Annotated in this window: 26 protein-coding genes and 1 other RNA gene; 16 read left to right on the plus strand and 11 right to left on the minus strand. The window is 31.9% G+C overall.

From position 1 onward, the window contains the following. Positions 1 to 6: 6 nt before the first annotated feature. On the minus strand, positions 7 to 2,202 hold the full coding sequence (locus tag ACQY6M_RS03335) for a RecQ family ATP-dependent DNA helicase (RefSeq protein ID WP_428740393.1): 2,196 nt from the start codon (positions 2,200 to 2,202) through the stop codon (positions 7 to 9). 146 nt (positions 2,203 to 2,348) lie between these two features. Here ACQY6M_RS03335 and ACQY6M_RS03340 point away from each other — a divergent pair, with 146 nt between their 5' ends. The 4 genes from ACQY6M_RS03340 (at position 2,349) to lptB (ending at position 5,269) form a co-directional block, all read left to right on the plus strand. Further along, positions 2,349 to 3,320: a KpsF/GutQ family sugar-phosphate isomerase gene (locus tag ACQY6M_RS03340; RefSeq protein ID WP_428740394.1), complete on the plus strand. Its 972-nt coding sequence runs from the start codon at positions 2,349 to 2,351 to the stop codon at positions 3,318 to 3,320. Between the two features lies 1 nt (position 3,321). Next, positions 3,322 to 4,143, plus strand: coding sequence for a twin-arginine translocase subunit TatC (gene tatC / locus ACQY6M_RS03345; RefSeq protein WP_428740395.1), 822 nt, complete (start codon positions 3,322 to 3,324; stop codon positions 4,141 to 4,143). Continuing rightward, complete coding sequence (locus ACQY6M_RS03350) at positions 4,118 to 4,465, plus strand: carboxymuconolactone decarboxylase family protein (RefSeq protein ID WP_428740396.1); 348 nt, start codon at positions 4,118 to 4,120, stop codon at positions 4,463 to 4,465. The genes tatC and ACQY6M_RS03350 overlap by 26 nt, the downstream gene beginning before the upstream one ends. Before the next feature lie 66 nt (positions 4,466 to 4,531). Then, a complete protein-coding gene (gene lptB / locus ACQY6M_RS03355; protein ID WP_428740397.1) occupies positions 4,532 to 5,269 on the plus strand; it encodes an LPS export ABC transporter ATP-binding protein in 738 nt (245 codons plus the stop codon). 73 nt (positions 5,270 to 5,342) lie between these two features. Here the strand turns inward: lptB and ACQY6M_RS03360 are convergent, their stop codons facing one another. Continuing rightward, complete coding sequence (locus tag ACQY6M_RS03360) at positions 5,343 to 6,092, minus strand: CDP-alcohol phosphatidyltransferase family protein (protein WP_428744920.1); 750 nt, start codon at positions 6,090 to 6,092, stop codon at positions 5,343 to 5,345. Between the two features lie 99 nt (positions 6,093 to 6,191). Here ACQY6M_RS03360 and ACQY6M_RS03365 point away from each other — a divergent pair, with 99 nt between their 5' ends. Next, positions 6,192 to 7,169 (plus strand): YheT family hydrolase, encoded by a 978-nt coding sequence (locus tag ACQY6M_RS03365; RefSeq protein WP_428740398.1) that lies wholly within the window; start codon positions 6,192 to 6,194, stop codon positions 7,167 to 7,169. Positions 7,170 to 7,252: 83 nt separating this feature from the next. Next, positions 7,253 to 8,440, plus strand: a complete 1,188-nt coding sequence (locus ACQY6M_RS03370) for a DUF4105 domain-containing protein (RefSeq protein WP_428740399.1) — start codon at positions 7,253 to 7,255, stop codon at positions 8,438 to 8,440. Here ACQY6M_RS03370 and aroQ read toward each other — a convergent pair. The 4 genes from aroQ to ACQY6M_RS03390 form a co-directional block, all read right to left on the minus strand. Beyond that, positions 8,417 to 8,833 carry a type II 3-dehydroquinate dehydratase gene (gene aroQ, locus ACQY6M_RS03375; RefSeq protein ID WP_428740400.1) on the minus strand — a complete coding sequence of 139 codons (417 nt, stop codon included), beginning with the start codon at positions 8,831 to 8,833 and terminating at the stop codon, positions 8,417 to 8,419. The genes ACQY6M_RS03370 and aroQ overlap by 24 nt on opposite strands. A gap of 46 nt (positions 8,834 to 8,879) precedes the next feature. Next, complete coding sequence (locus ACQY6M_RS03380) at positions 8,880 to 9,461, minus strand: porin family protein (RefSeq protein ID WP_428740401.1); 582 nt, start codon at positions 9,459 to 9,461, stop codon at positions 8,880 to 8,882. 144 nt (positions 9,462 to 9,605) lie between these two features. Then, positions 9,606 to 10,136: a DUF3575 domain-containing protein gene (locus tag ACQY6M_RS03385; RefSeq protein WP_428740402.1), complete on the minus strand. Its 531-nt coding sequence runs from the start codon at positions 10,134 to 10,136 to the stop codon at positions 9,606 to 9,608. A 220-nt stretch (positions 10,137 to 10,356) separates the two neighbouring features. Beyond that, positions 10,357 to 10,848, minus strand: coding sequence for a hypothetical protein (locus ACQY6M_RS03390; RefSeq protein WP_428740403.1), 492 nt, complete (start codon positions 10,846 to 10,848; stop codon positions 10,357 to 10,359). Positions 10,849 to 10,946: 98 nt separating this feature from the next. Between ACQY6M_RS03390 and xerA the strand changes: the two genes are divergently transcribed. Then, a complete protein-coding gene (gene xerA, locus ACQY6M_RS03395; protein ID WP_428740404.1) occupies positions 10,947 to 11,870 on the plus strand; it encodes a site-specific tyrosine recombinase/integron integrase in 924 nt (307 codons plus the stop codon). A gap of 20 nt (positions 11,871 to 11,890) precedes the next feature. Here the strand turns inward: xerA and ffs are convergent. Beyond that, positions 11,891 to 11,989: signal recognition particle sRNA small type (ffs, locus tag ACQY6M_RS03400), an RNA gene on the minus strand. Between the two features lie 176 nt (positions 11,990 to 12,165). Between ffs and ACQY6M_RS03405 the strand changes: the two genes are divergently transcribed. From ACQY6M_RS03405 to ACQY6M_RS03420, 4 genes are all read left to right on the plus strand, one after another. After that, positions 12,166 to 12,693, plus strand: coding sequence for a DUF4199 domain-containing protein (locus tag ACQY6M_RS03405; protein ID WP_428740405.1), 528 nt, complete (start codon positions 12,166 to 12,168; stop codon positions 12,691 to 12,693). A 78-nt stretch (positions 12,694 to 12,771) separates the two neighbouring features. Continuing rightward, the gene (locus ACQY6M_RS03410) at positions 12,772 to 13,728 is read left to right on the plus strand and encodes a glycosyltransferase family 2 protein (protein ID WP_428740406.1); all 957 of its coding nucleotides are present in this window, start codon (positions 12,772 to 12,774) and stop codon (positions 13,726 to 13,728) included. Between the two features lie 33 nt (positions 13,729 to 13,761). After that, positions 13,762 to 15,471 carry a phospho-sugar mutase gene (locus ACQY6M_RS03415; RefSeq protein WP_428740407.1) on the plus strand — a complete coding sequence of 570 codons (1,710 nt, stop codon included), beginning with the start codon at positions 13,762 to 13,764 and terminating at the stop codon, positions 15,469 to 15,471. Next, on the plus strand, positions 15,471 to 17,297 hold the full coding sequence (locus ACQY6M_RS03420) for an ABC transporter ATP-binding protein (RefSeq protein ID WP_428744909.1): 1,827 nt from the start codon (positions 15,471 to 15,473) through the stop codon (positions 17,295 to 17,297). Before ACQY6M_RS03415 ends, ACQY6M_RS03420 begins: the two co-directional genes overlap by 1 nt. Before the next feature lie 42 nt (positions 17,298 to 17,339). On the opposite strand, the gene ACQY6M_RS03425 is transcribed toward ACQY6M_RS03420, so the two are convergent. From ACQY6M_RS03425 to ACQY6M_RS03440, 4 genes are read right to left on the minus strand one after another with little or no spacing between them, the layout of a single operon-like run. Further along, positions 17,340 to 18,764 (minus strand): CCA tRNA nucleotidyltransferase, encoded by a 1,425-nt coding sequence (locus ACQY6M_RS03425; protein WP_428740409.1) that lies wholly within the window; start codon positions 18,762 to 18,764, stop codon positions 17,340 to 17,342. A gap of 4 nt (positions 18,765 to 18,768) precedes the next feature. Continuing rightward, positions 18,769 to 19,320 (minus strand): L-threonylcarbamoyladenylate synthase, encoded by a 552-nt coding sequence (locus ACQY6M_RS03430; RefSeq protein ID WP_428740410.1) that lies wholly within the window; start codon positions 19,318 to 19,320, stop codon positions 18,769 to 18,771. Further along, positions 19,310 to 20,275, minus strand: coding sequence for a Stealth CR1 domain-containing protein (locus ACQY6M_RS03435; RefSeq protein ID WP_428740411.1), 966 nt, complete (start codon positions 20,273 to 20,275; stop codon positions 19,310 to 19,312). The genes ACQY6M_RS03430 and ACQY6M_RS03435 overlap by 11 nt, the downstream gene beginning before the upstream one ends. A gap of 11 nt (positions 20,276 to 20,286) precedes the next feature. Next, positions 20,287 to 21,102, minus strand: coding sequence for a 2,3,4,5-tetrahydropyridine-2,6-dicarboxylate N-succinyltransferase (locus ACQY6M_RS03440; RefSeq protein WP_028891899.1), 816 nt, complete (start codon positions 21,100 to 21,102; stop codon positions 20,287 to 20,289). Between the two features lie 119 nt (positions 21,103 to 21,221). Between ACQY6M_RS03440 and ruvX the strand changes: the two genes are divergently transcribed. The 5 genes from ruvX to ACQY6M_RS03465 all read left to right on the plus strand — a co-directional run bounded on the left by ruvX (position 21,222) and on the right by ACQY6M_RS03465 (position 24,956). Continuing rightward, entirely contained in the window at positions 21,222 to 21,632 is a 411-nt protein-coding gene (ruvX, locus tag ACQY6M_RS03445) for a Holliday junction resolvase RuvX (RefSeq protein ID WP_274634168.1), read from the plus strand. Positions 21,633 to 21,689: 57 nt separating this feature from the next. Beyond that, positions 21,690 to 22,274 (plus strand): peptide deformylase, encoded by a 585-nt coding sequence (def, locus tag ACQY6M_RS03450; RefSeq protein ID WP_408035755.1) that lies wholly within the window; start codon positions 21,690 to 21,692, stop codon positions 22,272 to 22,274. 26 nt (positions 22,275 to 22,300) lie between these two features. Then, positions 22,301 to 22,723, plus strand: coding sequence for a DUF5606 domain-containing protein (locus ACQY6M_RS03455; RefSeq protein ID WP_428740412.1), 423 nt, complete (start codon positions 22,301 to 22,303; stop codon positions 22,721 to 22,723). A gap of 3 nt (positions 22,724 to 22,726) precedes the next feature. Further along, entirely contained in the window at positions 22,727 to 23,506 is a 780-nt protein-coding gene (mazG, locus tag ACQY6M_RS03460) for a nucleoside triphosphate pyrophosphohydrolase (RefSeq protein WP_428740413.1), read from the plus strand. A gap of 724 nt (positions 23,507 to 24,230) precedes the next feature. Continuing rightward, positions 24,231 to 24,956: a (S)-benzoin forming benzil reductase gene (locus ACQY6M_RS03465; protein WP_428744910.1), complete on the plus strand. Its 726-nt coding sequence runs from the start codon at positions 24,231 to 24,233 to the stop codon at positions 24,954 to 24,956. Positions 24,957 to 24,975 lie beyond the last annotated feature (19 nt).

A 24,975-nucleotide genomic window follows, 5' to 3' on the forward strand; every position in this document is an offset into this window, starting at 1 on the left:
TTGTTTTTAGTTGGCAATATCACTTGTGAATTTTATACGCATTAAACGTAATTCATCATCATCATAATCTCCATCAAACTCATCTAAGGCATCTTGAATTTTATCGGTTTCTGCCTCCATAAAATATTCATGAATCTCTTCTTGCTGATCTTCATCTAGCAAATCATCAACAGCATAATCGATATTTAATTTTGTTCCTGAAAATACAATAGCCTCCATTTCTTTAATCAACTCATTCATCTCTAAACCTTTAGACCTCGCTATATCTTCTAATGGTAGCTTCCTATCTGTATTTTGGATGATATATAGTTTTAAACCAGAGTTTACACCTGTACTTTTAACAATTAAATCGTCAGGACGCATCACATCATTTTCCTCTACATATTTGGCTATTAATGCAACGAAATCTTTACCATATTTTTTCGCTTTCCCTTCTCCAACTCCATGAACTTTTGCCAACTCATCTAAAGTAATTGGATATTTAAGTGCCATATCATCTAATGACGGATCTTGAAAAACTGCAAAAGGAGGAACACCTAAGCGTTTACCTACCGTTTTACGAAGATCTTTTAACATTGCAACTAATTTATCATCAACACCTCCAGCAGATTTTTCGTTAGTAATAATTGTACCATCGTCCGAAGTTTCGTACACATGATTTTCTGTCATCATAAAAGAAGTTGGGTTTTTCATAAACTCCTCTCCTTCTGATGTAATTTTTAAAACTCCGTATTGCTCTATTTCTTTCCTAATCAAATCAGCTACTAAAACTTGGCGAATTAATGCCATCCAATAATGGTTGTCTTTAGCTTTCCCTATACCAAAATAAGGCTGTTCATTAGTTTTATGAGAATTTAATAGTGCATTTTCTTTACCTATTAATGTATTTACAATCTCTTTAGGTTTATACATTTCATTAGTATCTTTAATAACAGATAACAATGTTAGCACTTCATCTTTGGCCTCGTGTTTCTTTTTTGGATTGCGCATATTATCATCCATATCTGCGCCTTCTCCATTCACTTCATCAAACTCTTCTCCAAAATAATGAAGCAAATATTTACGTCTATTCATCGAGGTTTCCGCATATCCTACAACTTCTTGCAGTAACGCATGCCCTACTTCTTGCTCAGCAACTGGCTTATTCGCCATAAATTTTTCGAGCTTTTCAATATCTTTATATGAATAGAATGTTAAACAATAGCCTTCTCCTCCATCACGTCCTGCTCTACCTGTTTCTTGGTAATAACTCTCTAAACTTTTAGGAATATCATGGTGAATTACGTAACGCACATCTGGTTTATCAATCCCCATTCCAAAGGCTATGGTAGCTACTACAACATCGCAATCTTCCATCAAAAACATATCTTGATGTTTTACTCTTGTTTTAGCATCTAATCCTGCATGATACGGAACTGCATTGATACCATTTACCTGTAAAATTTGCGCGATTTCTTCCACCTTTTTTCGGCTCAAACAATAAATAATTCCAGATTTCCCTATTCGTTGCTTTATAAATCGAATGATGTCTTTTTCTACCTCTTTTGTTTTAGGGCGCACTTCATAAAATAAGTTCGCTCTATTAAAGGATGCTTTAAATACATTCGCATCCGTCATTCCAAGAGTTTTCAAGATATCTTCTTGAACCTTTTCTGTTGCTGTAGCTGTTAACCCTATAATAGGTACATTATCAATTTGCTTGATAATATTGCGCAAATTTCTGTATTCGGGTCTAAAATCATGTCCCCATTCAGAAATACAATGCGCCTCATCAATAGCTACAAATGATATGTTCTGTTTTCTTAAAAAGTCAACATACTCCTCTTTAATCAAAGATTCAGGAGCAACATACAAAAGTTTTGTTATCCCTTCTTCTATATCAGATTTTACTTGAATAACCTCTGATTTATTCAAAGAAGAATTTAACACATGAGCTATTCCTTGGTTTTCAGAAATACCTCTAATAGCATCAACTTGATTTTTCATCAAAGCGATTAAAGGCGATACAACAATCGCCGTTCCCTCTTTCATTAAGGCAGGTAATTGGTAACATAGCGATTTACCTCCACCTGTAGGCATAATTACAAATGTATTTTTATTCTCTAATACACTATTAACCACATCCTCTTGCAATCCTTTGAATTGATTAAATCCAAAGATTTTTTTTAATGATCCATATAAATCCGTCTGCTCTTTATTCATCTTCTGATATCAAAAATTAAAAACGAGAACTAAAGTACAAAAATTCCCAACATTTGATAGTGGAAACTTTCTTTTTATTAAAAAGATTTTCTTCTTAAATATTCCTATTTTTACACTTTAAAATTTTACTAAAAACCTTTTTTAACTTGAAAGACGCAAACGCTATTCTCTCAACCGCAAAAGAAACCATACTTTTAGAAAGTAATGCTATTGCTAATTTAGCAAATTTATTAGATAGTTCATTTACCAACGCTGTTAATTTTATCTATAATTCTAAAGGACGTGTTATAGTAACAGGTATTGGTAAAAGCGCGAATATAGCTACTAAAATGGTAGCTACATTTAACTCTACAGGTACCCCTGCAGTTTTTATGCATGCAGCTGATGCTATTCACGGTGATTTAGGAAATGTTCAAGACAATGATGTTGTTATTTGTATTTCTAAAAGCGGAAATACTCCTGAAATTAAAGTCTTAGTACCTTTAATTAAGAATTCAAAAAATAAAATTATAGCCATTACAGGAAACCCTGATTCTTTCTTGGGGAAAAATGCTGATTTTTTACTGAACTCATATGTTGAAAAAGAAGCATGTCCTAACAATTTAGCTCCTACAACTAGCACAACAGCACAATTAGTTTTAGGAGATGCTTTGGCTGTTTGCTTATTAGATCTTAGAGGATTTACAAGTAGTGATTTTGCTAAATATCACCCAGGTGGAGCTTTAGGAAAACGCTTGTATTTACGTGTTTCTGATCTGATTAAAAATAACGAGTTACCAAAAGTTAAAAGCACAGATAAAGTAACTCAGGTTATAGTTGAAATCTCTGAAAAACGTTTAGGAGTTACTGCCGTAATTGATAACAATGAAAAAATCATAGGAATCATCACAGATGGTGATATCCGTAGAATGTTAAGCAAGACCACGAAAATTGATGAGCTAACTGCTTCTGATATCATGAGCATTACCCCAAAGACAATTGATGTGGATGCTATGGCAGTAGAAGCCTTAGAAACTATGGAAAATAATAATATCACACAGATTTTAGTTACTGATATTGATAATAGCTATGTAGGTGTGGTTCACTTACATGATTTAATAAAAGAAGGAATTTTCTAAGATGGCAGAGAAAGAAATGTCTTTTTTAGACCATCTTGAAGAGTTAAGATGGCATTTAGTAAGAAGTTTTGCTGCAATTTTTGTGGTAGCAATCGTCATTTTTGCAAACATCAATTTCGTTTTTAATGAGATTTTGTTAGCGCATTTAAAACCTGATTTTGCCACCTACAAATTCTTCTGTAAAACCTTTTCTGCTATTGGAATTGATAGTAGTTTTTGCAATATCACTTTCAAACAAACACTACAAGCTTTAAATCCTACACAACAATTAATGACCGCTATTTGGTCATCGATAATCTTAGGATTTGTTGTTGCTTTTCCATATGTGTTATGGGAATTTTGGCGTTTCATTGCTCCTGGTCTTCATGAAAGCGAAAAAAGACAATCAAAAGGATTTATTTTTACTTCTTCTTTCTTATTCTTTTTAGGTATCTTATTTAGTTATTATGTTATTTTACCTATGTCAGTATATTTCTTTTATAATTTTGAAATATCTGACGCCATTCAAAATAACTTTAAACTTGAAGCCTATATAAGCTTAATAACTAATACTCTATTAGGTGTGGCTATATTTTTCGAGCTTCCTGTAGTGATTTTCTTCCTATCTAAAATAGGATTAATTTCTCCTGAGTTTTTACGAAAATATCGCAAACATGCATTGGTCTTGGTCTTAATTTTATCAGCAATTATTACACCTCCTGATATAGCAAGTCAAATTATTGTTTCGGTACCTATCATGATTTTATATGAAATGAGTATTTATGTATCTAAGTTCGTAATTAAAAAACAACAACAAAATGTCACAAAAAGTCCAAGAGTTTAATGAATATCGTGCTAAAATGAACGAGAAAATTTTAGCAGCGGATAATAAAGTTATCAAGCGAATTTTTAATTTAGATACCAATGCTTATGCAGAGGGACATTTATCAGTAAAAACAAAAGAATTATTAGGTTTAGTTGCTTCAGCTGTATTACGTTGTGATGATTGTATTGCCTATCATTTAGAAACTGCCTATAAAAATGGGGTTACCAAAGAAGAAATGATGGAAACGATGAGCATTGCGACATTAGTTGGTGGTACTATTGTGATTCCTCATTTACGAAGAGCAGTGGAATTTTGGGAAGCACTTGAAGAAAACAGTTAACAAATTATTAAGCCACTAACCTATAGCTTTATATTATTTTAGTGGCATTAGTTAGTAAAAACATACATGAAATTAAGAGCAGATAACATACAAAAAGTTTACGGGAGCAGAAAAGTTGTAAAAGGTATTTCATTAGAAGTTGAACAAGGTGAAATTATAGGGCTTTTGGGGCCTAATGGGGCTGGAAAAACAACTTCTTTTTATATGATTGTAGGGATGATTAAGCCTAATGATGGTCATATTTTTTTAGACAATGAAGAAATTACTACCGATGCAATGTACAAACGTGCTCAAAAAGGAATTGGCTATTTAGCACAAGAAGCTTCTGTTTTCAGAAAATTATCGGTCGAAGACAATATTATGTCTGTTTTAGAATTTACAGATAGAACCAAAACAGAAAGGAAACAACGTTTAGAAGAATTGATTGATGAGTTTAGTTTAGGACATGTTCGTAAAAACCGTGGTGATTTGTTATCTGGTGGTGAACGTCGTAGAACAGAAATAGCTCGTTGTTTAGCATCAGACCCAAAGTTTATTTTATTAGACGAGCCTTTTGCTGGGGTTGATCCTATTGCTGTTGAAGACATTCAAGGAATTGTAGCGCAATTAAAAAATAAAAACATCGGGATTTTAATTACCGATCACGACGTACAAGCTACATTAGCTATTACAGATAGAACTTATTTAATGTACAACGGAAGTATTTTAAAAGAGGGAACTCCCGAAGAATTAGCTGAAGATGAAACAGTTCGTAGAGTTTATCTGGGTAAAGATTTCGAATTAAAGAAAAAGAAATTCTTATAAAAACATAAAAAAACACGTTGGTTGTCAACGTGTTTTTTATTTCATTCTATTTTATAAAATTCTTTTATCCTAACTAAGTTGTAGCTTTTTTATCCGAGTTATTCACTATAGATAGCACAACATACAACAAAATAATCATTGGAATAGCTACTATTTTTATTGTGACCAGCATTACTACAGATAATGCTAAAAACACATACTTAATAACATTATCTTTAAACGAGAAGTTCTTAAACTTTAATGAAAATAACGGTATTTCAGCATTCATCAAATAAGTAAACAATACGGTAATTAGTATTAAAAAGTACGGGTTAGAAATTAACCCTACTAAAAAAGAATCTTTAGCGTATTCTACAATTAAAGGTAATGAGATTATAAACAAACTCATTGCAGGTGTTGGAACCCCTATAAAACTATCGGTTTGACGTTCATCAATATTAAATTTTGCTAAACGATATCCAGCTCCTAAAGTCAACACTAATCCAATGTAAGGTAAATTACTACCTGTAGCACCATACATATCCACTCCAAAATAACCAACAGCATCAACATTGAAAGCGCTTACTAAAAGTTGCATCATTACAATTCCGGGTACTACCCCACTTGTAACCATATCTGCTAAACTATCAAGTTGCTTTCCTAATTCACCTTGCACTTGAAACATTCTAGCTGCAAAACCATCAAAAAAATCAAAAACAATTCCTGTCATTACCAAAATTGCTGTAGCAAAAAAATCTCCTTTAATCGCAAAAATAGTAGCGATTGTACCACACAACAAATTTCCTAAGGTTAATAAATTTGGTATGTATTTTTTGATATTCATAGTACTCATAATTTACAGCTAAAATAAGAAATCATTTGATGAGTTTTACATTTTCGCTATTTTTTGTCATATTTGTTTAAAATGCTATAACGAAATATTATGCCTATTATTTCAGATATATTTTCGCCAAGTTTCCCTTTTAAAAATGCTCATTTTAGCACAGTATACCGTCCTTTATTTATGAAAGATACGATTGACTACCAACGGAAAAGAATTACTACATGGGATAACGATTTTATCGATTTAGATTTTTCTATAATTGGTTCAAAAACTTTAGTTTTATTAATTCATGGACTGGAAGGAAGCTCACAATCAAACTACATGATTACGACCTCTAATTACCTCAATAAAATAGGTATAGATACAGCTTGTATGAATCTTAGAGGATGCAGTGGAGAAGACAACTTACTTTTAGAAACCTATCATAGTGGAAAAACTGATGATGTTCGTTTTATAATTCAACACCTTCAAGATAATTATCAATATGAAAATATTATTATTGTTGGTTTCAGCTTAGGTGGTAACTTAACACTGAAATATTTAGGGGAGTATCATGATATTCCTTCAATAGTAAAAGGAGGAATTGCTGTTTCTGTTCCTATAGACCTAACTTCTTCTCAAGCGGAGTTAAACAAACTCAAAAACAAGATTTATATGAATGAGTTTTTGCGTACCATGAAATTAAAACTCTTACAAAAGGCAGAAAAATTTCCAGACTTCAAACTTAATAAAGAACTATTATTTAAAGCCAGTAAATTTCGACATTTAGAAAAACAATATACTGTACCTGTTTTTGGTTTTAAAAGCTCTGAAGATTACTGGGAAAAAGCAAGTGCTAAGCCTTTTATTCCAGAAATAAAACTCCCCACACTACTCATAAATGCATTAGATGACACTTTTTTATCAAAAGAATGTTATCCAATCAAAGAAGCCAAAGAAGTCAAGAATTTTCATTTATTAATCCCCGATTATGGAGGTCACGTTGGTTTTATGACTTCATTTTCTAACAATGAAAATAAATGGTTAGAACAGCGTATTTCTATATTTATACAGGAAAAAATTGGAATTAAGATTTAAAACAATAACCACAAAAATACCTAGTTATATTAATCGGATTTATGATATTTGTAAAACACCTATATCAATCTCGCTAGATTCTTATGATGATTAAAAAATATGCTTTACTATTCCTTTGCTTATTCAATATTTATATTGGTTTTTCTCAAAACACAAACACTTTTGGTTTATCAAAATTTTCTCAAATAAGCATTATAACATCAGGACCAGGTGAAGCATTATACGAAAAATTTGGTCATTCAGCTATACGCGTAAAAGACCCTGTTTTGCAATTAGATTTAATATACAATTACGGTATTTTTGATTTTGACGATCCAAATTTTTACATAAATTTCACCAAAGGATTTATGAAATATAAATTGGCTCGTTATCCTTTCTACCTATCTTTAAAGAGCGCAAAACAAGATGAACGTTGGGTTAAAGAGCAGATATTAAATTTAACGCAACAACAAAAAAATGAGTTTTTTCAGTTTTTAGAAACAAACGCTCAACCAGAAAATGCAAGTTATTTTTACGATCCGTTTTTTGACAACTGTGCTACAAGACCTCGTGACATAGTTCAAAAAGTCGTAGGAGATAATTTAATATTTAAAGATGATTTTGTTTCTGAAAGTTTATCATTAAGACAATTAATGAATAAAGAAATCAATCCTAACACTTGGGCGAGTTTAGGTATAAATATAGCTTTAGGAAGTAAGTTAGATAAAACTGCTACTCCGTTAGAATATTTATACTTACCTGATTATGTTTTTGAAGCCTGCAAAGCTTCAAAAATTATTAAAAAAGGAAAAGAAGAAAATCTAGTACAAAAAACAAATGTATTATTAGATTTTGAAGAAAAACAATCCAACAGTGATGTTTTTAGTCCTTTTCTAGCTATTTTATTATTCTCTTTATTAGGATTTTGGATTACTTACAAAGACATAAAAAAAACTAAAAGAACTGTTTGGTTGGATTTTTCTCTACTCTTTATAACAGGAACATTAGGCTTCTTAATTGTTTTTTTATGGTTTTTCACTAACCACTCAACTGCTCCAAATAACTTTAATTTTTTATGGGCTTTTGCTCCAAATATAATTGTAGCCTTCTTTTTGTTAAAGAAAAATCCACCTAAGTGGATTCGTATTTACATCAAAATTTTATTAGTTTTTTTAATTCTGATTCCAATTGTATGGATTACAAAAATACAGTTATATACCTACCCTATGACGCCGTTATTTGTGCTATTAGGAATGCGCTACTGGTATTTACAAAAAACTTTGAAGCGCTAATTCATATCCTTGTAAACCAAATCCAAAGAGCACTCCCTTAGCATTAGGTGCTATGTAACTCACATGACGAAATTCTTCTCGAGCATGTATATTGGAAATATGCACTTCAACCACTGGTGTTTCAATAGCTTTCACTGCGTCTCCAATTCCTACAGAGGTATGTGTATAAGCAGCAGCATTCAAAATTACCCCATCATAATCAAACCCTACTTCATGTAATTTATCAATCAGTTCTCCCTCAATATTTGATTGGTAATACTCTAATTCAATCTCTGCATGTTTATTTTTTAACTCTTTAAAAAAATCTTCAAAAGAGTTTAATCCATAGATAGTTGGTTCGCGCTTTCCTAATAAGTTTAAATTAGGTCCGTTGATTATGATTATTTTTTTCATTTTTTATATTTCTACAAAGTAAAAATAGCCTTTTTTAATTTTCTTATTAAAAAAAGTACCCCACAGAAAGTTGAAATACCCCATTTTTAACTTCTGCATTACCTCCATCAGGAATATCTGTCAAACCTAAATTATAACGGACTCCAAAATTTAATCCATTTTCTAGTTTATACCCTGCTCCGAAGTTTAATCCGAAATCAAAACTTTTTACGTCTAAGTCACTTGTTTCAGACATACCGTTAGATTCACCCTTTTCTTCTGATAAAATATTAATTCCTATTTGCGGGCCTGCTTCTAAACTTAGCCCTTCAATAATGTAATATTTAGCCATTATTGGAATATTTAAATAATCAACCTTAGTTGTGTAATCAATATTTGGTAATCCAAAAAACCTCATAGTTCTTTTAGCTCCTTGAGCTGAATAGATTAATTCTGGTTGTAACGAAAACTTATCTGATAACTCAATCTCTAAAACTCCACCTACATGAAAAGAAGTTCTTGTATCATTATCTAAATCATTTCCATATAAATTTGCAAAGTTCACCCCTGCTTTTACTCCAAAATGAATCTCTTGAGCATTAGCTGTAAAACCTAACGCAATCATAACAATTACTAATAATTTTTTCATAATTTTTTAATTTATAATTTTAGTTCACTAATATATAACTAAATAAAGCTTTTCTCTACTCTTTTAAAAAAGCTTTTTTTAAAAAACAAAAAGGAAGCAAAATTGCTTCCTTTTGATACTTTATATATGATATATAGTTTCTAATTACCAAGCATATCCTAAAGATAACCCTAACTTAGGTAAAAAACCTTCAATACTAGTTGAAGCAATTGATCCACTTGTTGATACTGAAACATATTGAGCTCCTAAATTTAAGTCTAAAGCAAAACCTGAATCACCTCCACCAAATACCCACTGGTATCCAGCTACAGCTCCTCCACCAAAAAAAGAAAAATCTCCCTTTTCACCACCAGAGTCTAAAGATGTATTCGAATAAGTCACAACAGGTGCAGCATACCATCCTCTTGGTGTTTCTTCTCCAAAGTAAAATTTATACTTACCTTCTACTCCAAATCCATTTGCTTTAGCATCAACTTGTCCTCCAGTTGTATTAACTTTTAAACTTGAATAAGCTAATGCTAATTCAACAGAACTTGATTCAGATACAACTCTTTCGTACCCTACTTCAAAAGAACCAAAAGCTAAAGCTAAAGGGTTTGCTTTAATAACATTTTTTTGTGCATTTGCAGTAAATCCTGCAGCAACCATAGCAATTACTACTAATAATTTTTTCATGAATTTTTTATATTTAAATTTTAATTAAAGTCGGCAAATATAATATCTTTTTTAATAAACAAAACACATAAACAACTCCTTACAACATCAAAAATTAATAACCTACTCAAAACAAAAAGATTACTTTTTAGTTTTAACTTATATTTAACACTTAGGGTTACTATAGAATAAAAAAAAAGGAAGCTATATAGCTTCCTTTTTTTTATTTCCTAACTGTTTCTTAGAAATATAATGCGAATCCTATAAGTCCTTGGAAAACACCATCTTGATCATCTAAACCAACATTGTATCTAACTGCTGGTTTTAAACTTACATTTTCTCCTAAAAACCATGCATAACCTGCTTGTAAACCTAACCATTTTAAATCTGTATTAGTATCTCCAGTAAAATCTACACTTACAGGGAATTGACTAGCAATATAATATTCAGCACCAATTTTATATACAAATGCATCAGCAGAACCGTTATCTCCGTAACCAAGCCCAGCTTTTACTGCTAAATCATCCGCTACAAAATAACCTCCATCTAAACCTATACTCCATTCAGTGTTTCCGTTTGAAGTAGCTAATGAAAAAGATGTGTTTCCTGTAGTTGCTGAACCTGTATTTGCTTCAATAACCCACTTTCCTTTTGCTGTTTGTCCGTTAGCTTCTTGTGCATTAGCTGTAAAACCTGCAGCTACCATAGCAATTACTAATAATAATTTTTTCATAAATTTTAATTTTATAATTTTAATTTTGAGCGGCAAAAATAATTCTATTTTTTATTTTTACATCACTTTTTATTCTAAAAAAATACACGTTTTTTGTAATGAACTGGGAACAAGCTACATCCAATTACATTAATTTCTTAAAAATTGAAAGAGGACTCTCTAAAAACTCTATTGACAATTACCAAAGAGATGTAAAAAAGCTGACTGCATTTATTAAAAATATGAATACTACTCTTTCTCCTCTATATATTACTCAAGAAAACATTCAACAATTCATTTATGAGACCAGTAAAAATATCAATCCGCGTAGTCAAGCTCGGTTAATTTCTGGGCTTCGTAGTTTTTTTGATTTCTTAATATTTGAAGATTATAGAAAAGATAATCCTACTGATTTAATCGAGAGCCCAAACATTACTCGTAAACTACCAGATACTTTAGAAAAAGAAGAAATTGATGACTTAATCGCTGCTATTGATTTAAGTCACCCACAAGGAGAGCGCAATAAAACAATTATTGAAACCATTTATAGTTGTGGGCTTCGTGTTAGTGAGTTAATTAACTTACAACTATCCGATTTATTTTTTGATGATGGTTACATTCGTATTTTAGGTAAAGGAAATAAATACCGATTTGTTCCTATACATATTACTACAATACAAAGACTCAACTTTTATATTAAAGAAATAAGATCTAATATCACTCCTATTAAAGATGATGAAGATATTGTTTTTTTAAACCGAAGAGGTAAACGATTAACTCGACAGATGATTTTCATCATCTTAAAAGAATTGGCTACAAAAATAAACCTCAAAAAAAGTATTGGACCACATACATTACGACACTCTTTTGCTACTTACTTACTAAAGCATGGCGCCGATTTACGTGTTATTCAACAATTATTAGGACATGAAAGTATTACAACTACAGAAATTTATGTGCATTTAGATAACAGTTATCTTAAAGAAGTTGTTGAATTACATCACCCTAGAAGTGATTTTAATCTAAATGAAGAGGATAAATAGACGAAACTATTGGGTACAAAAAAAGGCAAGCTACCTACATCACACCGCTACGACCTAATACCCTTGCTGCGTTCCCGCCCTGGGGGATTCAAAGGGAGCTGGTTGTGTAGGACTTGCCGGGGCAAATTTACAACCATTTTTTTATAAAAAACAACAAATTTTATATAAAAAAACTGTAACATTTCTAAGTTTTTGAATACTAATCGTTTGTTGTTTCATATTTTTAAAAAATTAAGCAAAAATCAGTTTCAACAACAATAAAGAATATATTTGTATCACTAACTAAATTCAAACTATGGAAAATCAAGCAAACAGTAAAAGCATTATTTTAAACTACGGATTAATTTATGGAGGAGCTATAGTTTTAACCAACCTAATAATCTACGCTTTAGGTATGACCTTCGATACTGTAGGTGGAATAATTAATATGATTGTATTAGCTGCATGTATTATTGTTCTTCCTATTTTAGCTATTAAAAAATTAAAAAAAGACAATAATTCTTTTTTAACTTGGGGAGAAGCTTTAAAAATAGGTGTGGGTGTTGTTGCTATCGGTGCTTTAATAAGCATTATTTACAGTCACATTTTTACTGGTCTTATTGAACCAAATTTTTATGGTCAATTAAACGAATTTCAAACTCAAAAATTATTAGACGCTGGTTTAACAAACGAGCAAGTTGATACTCAATTAGCTATGCAATCTAAATTTCAAGGTACTCTTATTGGAGATGCATTAGGGTTTTTATTTTACATTTTTATTGGTTTTGTAGTATCAGCTATTACTGGTGCTGTTATGAAAAAAACAGAAGAAAACCAATATTAAAAACTGTTTAATAGCAAAAAGTTTCATGTAAACTTAATACTTTGTAACTTTACCTTTTTAAACATTTGAACAAAACATATGGATATATCGGTAGTAATACCACTTCTTAACGAAGAAGAGTCTTTACACGAGTTACACGATTGGATTGCAAAAGTTATGCAATCCAATCGGTTTTTATATGAACTTATTTTTATTGATGATGGTAGTACAGATACCTCTTGGAGTGTTATTGAAGAATTATCAGTAAAAGACAAATCGGTTAAAGGGCTTCGATTTCAAAAAAACTATGGTAAATCTCAAGCCTTAGACGCTGGTTTTGGATTAGCACAAGGTCGTGTTGTAATTACCATGGATGCCGATTTACAAGACAGTCCTGATGAAATTCCTGAATTGTACAGACTTATTGTAGACGAAAATTTCGATTTAATTTCTGGATGGAAGAAAAAACGTTACGATAATGTGGTAACCAAAAATATTCCATCGAAGTTATTTAATTGGGCAGCCCGTAAAACATCAGGATTAAAACTACACGATTTTAATTGTGGTTTAAAAGCCTACAAAAATGAAGTGGTGAAAGCAGTAAGAGTAAGTGGTGAAATGCACCGCTACATTCCTGTTTTAGCCAAAAATGAGGGTTTTAATCGTATTGGGGAAAAAGTAGTGAATCATCAAGCTCGCAAATATGGAATTACCAAATTTGGAATGGATCGATTTATTAACGGATTCCTTGACTTAATTACCATTTCCTTTTTATCCAAATTTGGAAAACGACCAATGCACTTTTTTGGTCTATGGGGAACTTTTATGTTCATTTTTGGTTTTTTCTCGGCCTTTTACATTGGTGTTATGAAAATATACCATCTTTCTGCGGAAATTAAAACCATACTTGTAACCAGTAATCCTTGGTTTTATATAGCCTTAACCTCTATGATTTTAGGTACTCTTTTATTTTTAGCAGGCTTCTTAGGAGAATTGATTATTAAGAGTAATCCACAACAAAAACATTACAAAATTAAAGAACAACTGAATTTTTAAACCCGTACCTTTGTACGTTTTTTAATTTGATACATGAAAGAGATTTTAAACAACGCTAAACAGTGGCTTTCTGATACTTTTGATTCAGAAACAAAACAAGAAATTCAACAATTAATTGATACCAACACTGATGATTTAGCTGATCGTTTTTATAAAAATTTAGAATTCGGAACCGGAGGAATGCGCGGAATTGTAGGCGCTGGAACCAACAGAATTAATAAATATACCTTAGGTAAGGCTACTCAAGGATTGAGCAATCACTTACACAAAACATATCCTAATAAAACATTAAAAGTAGCTATAGGTTATGATTGTCGTCACGATAGCGAGTGGTTGGCTAAAATAGTTGCTAATGTGTTATCTGCAAATAATATTCAGGTATTCTTATTTGAAGATATGCGTCCAACTCCAGAGTTATCTTTTGCTGTAAATTATTTAAGTTGTGACGCTGGAATTGTTTTAACTGCTTCGCACAATCCACCAGAATATAATGGATATAAAGTGTATTGGAATGATGGTGGGCAAATTGTACCTCCACAGGATATTGAAATTATTAACGAAGTAAATTCATTAGACTTTTCTGAAATCAATTTCAATGCAAAAGAAGAATTGATTACTTCTATTGGTAAAGAGATTGATGAAGCTTTTTGGAACGCTTCTTTAGCGAATGGGACATTTGATGTGAAAGGACGTGAAGATTTAAAAATTGTGTTTACTTCTTTACATGGAACGTCTATCAAGTTAATTCCTGAGGTTTTAAAACGTGCTGGTTACACTCAAATACACATTGTTGAAGAACAAGCTATTCCTGATGGTGATTTCCCTACAGTTGAATCTCCAAACCCTGAAGAACCTGCAGCTCTTAAAATGGCCGTTGATTTAGCTGATAAAATTGATGCTGACATTGTGTTAGGAACAGATCCGGATTCAGATAGAATAGGAATTGCGGTAAGAGATATAGATGGAAATATGACCTTGTTAAACGGAAATCAAACGATGAGTATGATGACCGACTTCTTAATCAATGATTGGAAAAAACAAGGGAAATTAAACGGAAAACAATTCGTAGGATCTACGATTGTTTCTACCAATTTAGTCAACGAAATTGCCGATTCTTATAATGTTGAAACTAAGGTTGGTTTAACCGGTTTCAAGTGGATTGCTAAGATGATTAAAGACTATCCAGAGCTTGATTTTATTGGTGGAGGTGAAGAAAGTTTTGGTTATATGGTAAGTGATTTTGTACGTGATAAAGATGCTGTTACCTCTGCCCTACTTGCTTGTGAAATTGCTGCTGATGCTAAAGCCAATAATAGTTCTTTTTATAAAGAATTATTAAACTTATACAAACGCCATCATTTATACAAAGAACATCTAATTTCTTTGGTAAAAAAAGGAATGGATGGTGCGCAACAAATCAAACAAATGATGGTTGATTTACGTAACAATCCATTAACTGAAATAGATGGCTCTAAAGTTGAATACTTATACGATTACCAATCTTCAACAAGAAAAAATTTACTAACTGGTGAAGAAATCACAATTAACATTCCTAAATCAAACGTATTAATTTACCATACAGAAGATGGAACTAAAATTGCTGCTCGCCCAAGTGGTACTGAACCTAAAATTAAATTCTACTTTAGTGTTAAGAGCAAATTAAATGATATTTCAAACGCTAAGGAGGTAGAAAAAGAGCTTGACACTAAAATTCAACGTATTATTAAAGAATTAAACCTATAATGGACTATTTTAAAAAGATTATTAGATATGCTATTCCGTACAAAAAATATGGGTTTTTAAACATACTTTTTAATATCTTGTATGCCTTTTTTTCTACACTTTCTTTTTTGGTATTAATGCCAATGCTAGAAGTTATATTTAAACCAACGGCTCCTAAAGTAACAACTCAACCGACATTTAAAGGTATAGCTGACACTATAAATTATTTTAAAGAGTTTATTTCTTACCATATTACGAATATAGCTGGAGAGGATAAATCAAAAGCCTTAATGGTAGTTGTTGGCTTAGTCATTGTAACTTTCTTCTTTAAAAATATCTTTAATTACTTAGCTATGTACTTTATTACATTTTTAAGAAATGGTGTTTTAAAAGATATCCGAAACGATTTATACAAGAAAACTATAGAGTTACCTATCTCCTATTTTTCTGAAAAGAGGAAAGGAGATACTATGGCACGTATTGGTACTGATGTATTAGAAATTCAGCATTCTTTTTTATCAATATTACTCATGATTGTTAGAGAGCCTTTAACAATTATATTTACCATAGTTGCTATGGTTTTAATTAGCGTTAAACTAACCATCTTTGTTTTTATTTTTATTCCTATATCTGGTTATGTAATCTCTTTAATAGGTAAAAGTTTAAAAAGAAAATCTGATAGTGTTCAAAAAGAACAAGGGTATTTTTTATCATTGCTAGAAGAAACCTTAGGAGGTTTAAAAGTTATTAAAGGTTTTACTGCTGAAAAAGAATTTCAAAAAAAGTTTGAAGCTTCAACTAGTCGATTTTATCATTTTTCAAACACTTTGGTTAATCGTACCAATCTCTCAAGCCCCGCCAGCGAATTTTTAGGTATTGGAGTAATTGCTGTATTACTTTGGTACGGAGGTAGATTGGTTTTAATAGATGGTTCTCTAAACGGTGAAGATTTTATCGCTTATATGGGATTAGCCTATAATATGTTAACTCCAGCAAAAGCTATTTCAAAAGCGAGCTACAGTGTTAAAAAAGGAAATGCAGCTGCTGAACGTGTTTTAGAGATTCTAGAAACTGAAAACCCTTTAAAAGATACTCCGAATGCTATTAACAAGAAAGCTTTTGATACTGAAATTTCAATAGAGAACATTTCTTTTAAATATGAAGACAACTACGTTTTAAAAGACTTTTCTTTAACTATTCCGAAAGGAAAAATGGTTGCTTTGGTTGGACAGTCGGGAAGTGGAAAATCTACTATTGCCAATTTATTAACTCGCTTTTACGATGTTAACAAAGGAACAATCAAAATTGATGGAGTTGATATAAAAACTATCAAAAAACATTCTTTACGACAATTAGAAGGTTTAGTAACTCAAGATTCTATTTTATTTAACGACACAGTAAGAAACAATATTACTTTAGGTGCTGAAGATAAAAGTGATGAGGAAATTATTGAAGCTGCAAAAATTGCCAATGCACACGAGTTCATAAAAGATTTACCAAATGGTTATGACACTAATATTGGTGATAGCGGAAATAAATTGTCTGGTGGACAAAAACAACGTTTAAGTATTGCTCGTGCGGTACTTAAAAACCCTCCAATAATGATTTTAGACGAAGCAACTTCCGCTTTAGATACAGAATCAGAAAAATTGGTGCAAGATGCCTTAGAAAAAATGATGCAAAACAGAACATCTGTAGTCATTGCACACCGTTTGTCTACCATTCAAAAAGCTGATTTAATTGTAGTAATGCAAAAAGGAAAAATTGTTGAGCAAGGAACTCATGAAGTACTCATATCTAAAAGTGGAACGTATAAAAAGCTTGTAGAAATGCAATCTTTAGGATAATAAAAAAGAGAAGCAAAATGCTTCTCTTTTTTTATTTCTTTATTATTTACTCAGTTTTAATCCTAACTGTGCTCCCTTTTCTAACATAAATTGATACGAAGCATCATGTTCATTAGGGATTTTACCATCTAAAATAGCTTCTTTTATAGCTTCTTTTATTTGACCAATTTCCCTACAAGGTTTTAAGTTAAAAGTCTTCATAATTTCTTCTCCTGTAATTGGTGGTTGGAAATTACGAACCCTGTCGCGCTCTTCTACTTCTTTAATTTTTTGACGAACTATTTCAAAGTTCTTATGATAACGCTTAAATTTCTTCGGATTTTTAGTAGTAATATCTGCTTCACACAATGTCATTAATGATTCTACATCATCTCCTGCATCAAAAATTAAACGACGTACAGCAGAATCTGTCACTTCACTTGCTAGAACAATCGGACGAGAGCTTAACATCACCATTTTTTGAACAAATTTCATCTTATTGTTCAACGGCATTTTTAAACGTTTAAATAACTTATACACCATCTTCGATCCCACAAATTCATGAGAATGAAACGTCCATCCTATTTTTTTGTGATAACGTTTAGTTGGCGCCTTACCTATGTCGTGCAATAGTGCTGACCAACGAAGCCAAACATCATCGGTATTTTCAGCAATATTATCCACCACTTCTAAGGTATGATAAAAATTATCTTTGTGTTTTTGCCCTTCTACCTCTTCTACTCCTTTTAAAGCGATTAATTCTGGTAAAATTCTCTCTAATAACCCAGTTTTTTCTAATAATAAAAAACCTACAGAAGGTACTGGAGATTCTATAATCTTATTCAGCTCAACTACAATACGTTCTCGAGTAATAATATCAATTCTCGAAGTATTTTTTGTTATGGCATTCAGTGAGTGCTCTTCTATTTCGAAATTTAATTGGCTAGCAAATCGAATGGCACGCATCATACGTAATGGATCGTCAGAATAAGTTATATCAGGATCCAGTGGTGTTTTAATAATTTTAGCTTCTAAATCCGCTATTCCTCCAAAAGGATCAAGTAATAGTCCAAAATCATCTTCATTTAAACTTAATGCCAATGCATTAATCGTAAAATCTCTTCTGTTTTGATCGTCTTGTAAAGTTCCTTCAGAAACTTTAGGATTTCTACTTTCTTCCGAATACGATTCTTTACGAGCCCCAACAAACTCTATTTCAGTATCTTGAAAACGCAACATGGCTGTTCCGTAAGTCTTAAACACTTGAACTTTTGGTTTATTAGGTAGTAATTCAGCTACTTTTTGAGCTAAATCTATTCCACTTCCAACCGCAACCACGTCTACATCTTTGGCTGTACCACGTTGTAAAATAAAATCACGTACAAAGCCGCCAATTACATAGCTTTCTAGTTGTAATTCTTTAGCTGCTTGGGATATATATTGAAATATTTCTGCGGAAATTGCTTCCTTAAAATATTGTTTTTGCATACAATTATTCTCTAATCACAATAACATCATCATCTTCAATTTTTAAAATTGTTGAAGACTTTTCTGCTACTTTCTCTTGGTGCAAATTTACCACATAATCTACATTCTTTAAAATTGCTTCGCTTATTTCTGAAAAAGACTTGGGTGTAGGCTCTCCGCTAACATTTGCGGAAGTAGAGACTATAGGCTTTCCAAACTCTTTAATTAACTGAATACAAAACTCATCCTTTGGAATTCGGATAGCAATCGTATTATCAGATGCAATAGTATTGGGTGCTAATCCTTTCGGATTATTATAAATAATAGTGGTTGGCTTTTCTGATGTCTTTAAAATTTCTAAAGCTTTCTCGGGAATATTCCCTACGTGGTTTTGCAACATTTCAATAGAGTCTACTAAAATAATTAAGCTTTTAGATTCTTCTCTATTCTTTATTTTATAGATTTTTTTTACAGCTTCTTCATTTGTAGCATCACAACCTAATCCCCAAACTGTATCAGTTGGATATAAAATAGCTTTTCCTATCTCTAATAAGTTAATAATTGATTTAAAGGTCATTTGCAAAGTTTGAATCTAATCTATCGTCTACCCAATTTAAAATGTATTTTAACGTTTTTTGTGGTGCAGTCTCTAAACTCTGCAAACACATAAATAATACTTTCTTCTTTTTAATATTAGCTTTTATAATTTTTTTTCTCACCTTAAAAAAACTATATGATTGAATGTAACACAACGATAAGTTACTTTCCATAACACATGTTTTGTTTTTAATTTCAAGGTGATTTATTAGACCTTGCGGAACATACTGGTTTGCATCTCTAAATTTAAATTTAACATTAAGGACTTCAAGGTCAATATTCTCTTTAAAAAACGATTCAAATGTTGACTTCCTTAAAGGATGTGGTGTATGATGAAAGGTATATCTTTTTGAAAACCCAATTAATTTGGCAGATTTATCAATTGCTTCTAAGTGACTTACTTTATTTTTCTTTTTAATCTTTTTACCTAGTTTTTTATACCAAATATTTTCTTTTAATTTCTTCCATTTACCTCTCAAAACAGGATACCCATGTTGAAAAAAGTCTTCTGGTTTTGTTTCTTTTATTAAAAACACATCATCATTGAAGTATACAAAATGCTCTGACAATTTAGGTATCCTATAAATCATTGTTTCTATTGACTGAGAATTAAACGTTGGTAAGTACTCCTCATAACCTCTAAAAATAACTGTATGATCTACTAACTCTAAATTCACTCCTTTACTTAAAGCTTTTTCTTTAAGTTTTAAAAAGTTATGTGGTCGCTGATTATCAGTAACCACATAAATATTTTTTATATACACAGCAAACTTAAGTATTGATAAAATAGTTATTTCTATTTCATTAATAGAATTATAACGCGTAGATTCTCGCTTATTATCCCAATCTATCTTTTTATCTAAATACTGATTAATTTTATTTCTCCATACTTCATCCGAGCTATCAACCCAAGTAATTACTGCATCTATTTGCATAAAATATATTCTTAAACCGCTACATCATACTCTCTTAGAGCATCATTTAACGAAGTCTTCTTGTTAGTACTTTCCTTACGTTTTCCAATGATTAAAGCACAAGGCACTTGATATTCTCCTGCTGCAAATTTTTTAGTATAACTTCCAGGAATTACCACCGAACGTGCAGGAACTACTCCTTTCATTTCTACTGGCTCATCTCCTGTTACATCAATAATTTTAGTACTCATCGTTAATACAACATTCGCGCCTAAAACAGCTTCTTTCTCTACTCTAACTCCCTCAACAACAATACAACGAGACCCAATAAAAGCTCCATCTTCAATAATTACAGGTGCTGCTTGTAAAGGCTCTAAAACTCCACCGATTCCTACTCCACCTGATAAATGAACATTTTTACCTATTTGTGCACAAGAACCTACTGTTGCCCATGTATCAACCATCGTTCCTTCATCAACATATGCTCCAATATTTACATAACTAGGCATTAAAATAGTTCCTGCTGAAATATAAGCTCCGTGACGTGCTACTGCATTAGGTACTACCCGAATTCCTTTCGCTTCATAACCTCTTTTTAATGGAATTTTATCGTGATATTCAAAAATGCCGGCTTCCAAGGTTTCCATTTTTTGAATTGGAAAATACAATACTACCGCTTTCTTTACCCATTCATTTACTTGCCATCCATTGTCAGTAGGCTCTGCAACACGTAAATCTCCAGCATCTAATAAATCTACCACTTTTCTAATGGCATTTATAGTAGTTTCTTCTTTTAACAAATCGCGGTTATCCCACGCTTTTTCTATAATTGATTGTAATTCTGTCATCTTAAATTTAAATTTTCAGCAAAAATAAAATTGCTTTCAAAATATACTGCGAAGATACATTTTTTAAACAGATATTTCTTCCTTGTTTAATTTAGCTACCTTTGTAAAAAACTTTTTTAATGGGGCGAATACTAGCCATAGATTTTGGAAAAAAAAGAACAGGAATTGCTGTAACCGACGAGCTTCAAATTATAGCTTCGGGGTTAACTACAGTAGACACTTCTGAATTACTAACATTTTTAAAAAACTATACTCAAAAAGAAAATGTAGAACTCTTTTTAGTAGGTAAACCTAAACAAATGGACAATTCTGATAGTGAAAGTGAAGTTCTTATTCTTCCTTTTCTAGAAAAACTTGAAAAAGCAATCCCTTCCATTCCTATCAAACGAGTTGATGAGCGTTTTACTTCTAAAATGGCTTTTCAAACAATGATTGATAGCGGTTTAAAGAAAAAACAACGACAAAATAAAGCTTTAGTAGACGAAATTAGTGCTACAATTATCTTACAATCGTACTTGTACAACAAATAAATTTTCTAAGACAGAGCTTTCTTTGTATTTTTGCACTCTTAAAAATTAAAAAGTAGGATGATTTTACCCATTGTTGCATACGGAGATCCCGTGTTACGTAAAGTAGGAAAAGAAATCGATAAAGACTATCCGCAGTTAGAAAAACTAATTGCCGATATGAGAGAAACCATGTATAATGCAAACGGTCTTGGTTTAGCGGCTCCACAAATAGGAAAGGATATTCGTTTATTTGTAATCGATGCTTCTCCTTTTGCTGAAGATGAAGATATAAGTGAAGAAGAGAAGAATTACTTTAAAGATTTTAACCGTGTTTTTATCAATGCGAAAATCATTAAAGAAGAAGGTGATGAATGGGCTTTTAACGAAGGATGTTTAAGTATTCCTACCATTAATGAAGATGTATTTCGTCAAGAAACTGTTACTATTGAATATCAAGATGAAAATTTTGAAAAACATACAGAAACCTTAAGCGGATTACCTGCACGTGTTTTTCAACATGAATACGACCATATTGAAGGAGTTTTGTTTACCGACAAGCTTTCTTCTTTAAAGAAACGATTAATTAAAAAGAAATTAGAGAATATTTCGAAAGGAAAAGTGAATGCAGGATATCGCATGCGTTTTCCAAATGCAAAGAAATAATAATACACACACTAAAATAGTAAGACATGGAATTTAACAAAATTATAGCTGTTACTGGTAAGCCAGGTTTATATGAAATTTTATCACAAACCAAAACTGGTGTTATTGTAAAATCAATTGTAGACGGAAAGCGTTTTCCTATCACTGCTACTCACAACGTAAGTTTATTAGAAAACATTGCTATTTATACATACGAAGAAGAAGTACCTTTAGCTCGTGTATTTAAAAATATTTCTGATAAAGAAGAAGGTAAAGAAGCGATTTCTCACAAAGAAAGTGCTAACAAATTAACTGAATACTTCGGAGAAGTTTTACCTGATTTTGATCAAGAGCGTGTATATGCTTCAAACATTAAAAAAGTAATTCAGTGGTACAACACATTAGCAAAAGCTAATTTTGATTTTAGCACCTTAGTTGAAGCTGAAGAAACAACTGCAGAAGAAGCCTAAATCGTGAATACTCGTAAGCAACAGTTAGCCGCCTTTAATCGTTTGTTAGACATCATGGATGACCTTCGTGAGAAGTGTCCGTGGGATAAAAAACAAACCTTACAAAGTCTACGTCATTTAACTATTGAAGAAACTTACGAATTAGCAGATGCTATATTAGACAACGATTTAGAAGAAATAAAAAAAGAACTAGGCGATGTGCTTTTGCACATCGTCTTTTATGCTAAAATAGGTAGCGAACAACAGGCTTTCGATATTGCTGACGTTGCCAATTCAATTTCTGATAAATTGATCGATCGTCACCCACATATTTATGGTGATGTAGTAGTTGAAAATGAAGAAGAAGTAAAACAAAACTGGGAAAAACTAAAGCTGAAAGAAGGAAAAAAATCAGTTTTAGAAGGCGTTCCTAAAAGTTTACCTGCGGTAGTAAAAGCAAGCCGTATTCAAGATAAAGTTGCTGGGGTTGGTTTTGATTGGGAAGAACCACATCAAGTGTGGGAAAAGGTTCAAGAGGAACTTTCTGAATTGAACGACGAGATTAAAAACAACAATCAAGAGAAAATAGAAAAAGAATTTGGAGACGTACTGTTCTCCATGATTAACTACGCACGTTTTATTGGGGTAAATCCTGAAAATGCCTTGGAAAAAACCAATAAAAAATTCATCAATCGCTTTCAATACTTAGAAGAAGCGGCTAAAAAAGAAGGGAAACAACTTTCTGATATGACCCTCGCTGAAATGGATGTACATTGGGAGAATTCTAAGGAATTTTTCAAATAAACCTTATTTAGAAGAATTCGAAGGAATTCTTTAAGTAAAAACCACCGTCATTCCGACCGAAGAGAGGAATCTCACACTATCAAATCGTAACTATTTTTAAAATTACAATTACTCAATTATAAGATTTCTCAGTCGTACCTCCTTCGAAATGACAATATATAGGACCGTCATTCCGAATGAAATGAGGAATCTCATTCTTTTCAATGCCTCACTCCCTACTAAAAGATTACTTCGTCATTCTTCCTCGTAATGACGACATATAGAATTGTCATTGCGAACGTAGTGAAGCAATCTTTGTGTCGACTATGAGATAGCCACGTCGTTAGCACTCCTCGCTATGATGTTTTCTGTCATTCCGACCTAAGAGAGGAATCTCATTCAATTAAGTTCCAAATACTCTTTAAAATTACAAACACTCAACTATAAGATTTCTCAGTCGTACCTCCTTCGAAATGACAACTTGCAACCGTCATTCCGACCAAAAGGAGGAATCTCATTCTTTTGAATGCCTCACTCCCTATTAAAAGATTACTTCGTCATTTCATTCCTTGTAATGACGACATATAGAATCGTCATTGCGAACGCAGTGAAGCAATCTTTATGTCGACTTTGAGATAGCCACGTCGTTAGCACTCCTCGCTATGACGTTACTCGTCATTTCGACCGAAGGGGGAAATCTCACAATTTAGAGTACAACTACCAATATTTCCTTATTTTTACCCTTATGAACATCATTATCATTACCGGAGGAAGTAAAGGAATTGGTAGAGCCTTAGCCGAAAAATACGCACAAGAAAACTACAGAGTATACTCATTATCGAGAAGTATTGCTGATTTGCAAAATGTTACACAGGTACCTGTTGATTTATCGGATACCAAAGTAACACACAATACGTTTAAAATGCTGCTAGATGAAATTAAAGAACTAGACGTTACCTCAATTACTTTAGTAAATAATGCAGGACGTTTAGGGGTTATTTCTAACCTAGAAAATATTCCTTCGGATGATATTGCCCAAAGCATTCATTTGAACACCACAACTCCACTAATTTTATCTGGTTTGTTTATCAAAGCTACACAACAGTTAAATTGTAAAAAACAAATCATTAGTATTTCATCTGGAGCTGCGGTAAAACCGTATGAAGGTTGGAGTGTGTATTGCACCTCAAAAGCTGCTATTGATATGATGACTAAAACTATTGCTGCGGAACAAAACGAGCTTACAAATGGTGTAAAATGCAATGCTATTTACCCTGGTGTGGTAGATACGAATATGCAAACTGATATTAGAAGTACCGATGAAAAAGATTTTAAAAACCTACAACGTTTCATCGATTTAAAAGAAAACGACCAACTCTATACCCCAGAATATGTTGCTGAAACCATTTTTAATATAGACACCCAAAACAAACTTAAAAATGGGGATATTGTGGATATTCGAAATTTTTAAAAGTTATTTTTGATTTTAA

It is taken from the genome of Tenacibaculum sp. (genome assembly GCF_050290165.1).
In the GTDB taxonomy this organism is placed as follows: Bacteria; Bacteroidota; Bacteroidia; order Flavobacteriales; family Flavobacteriaceae; genus Polaribacter.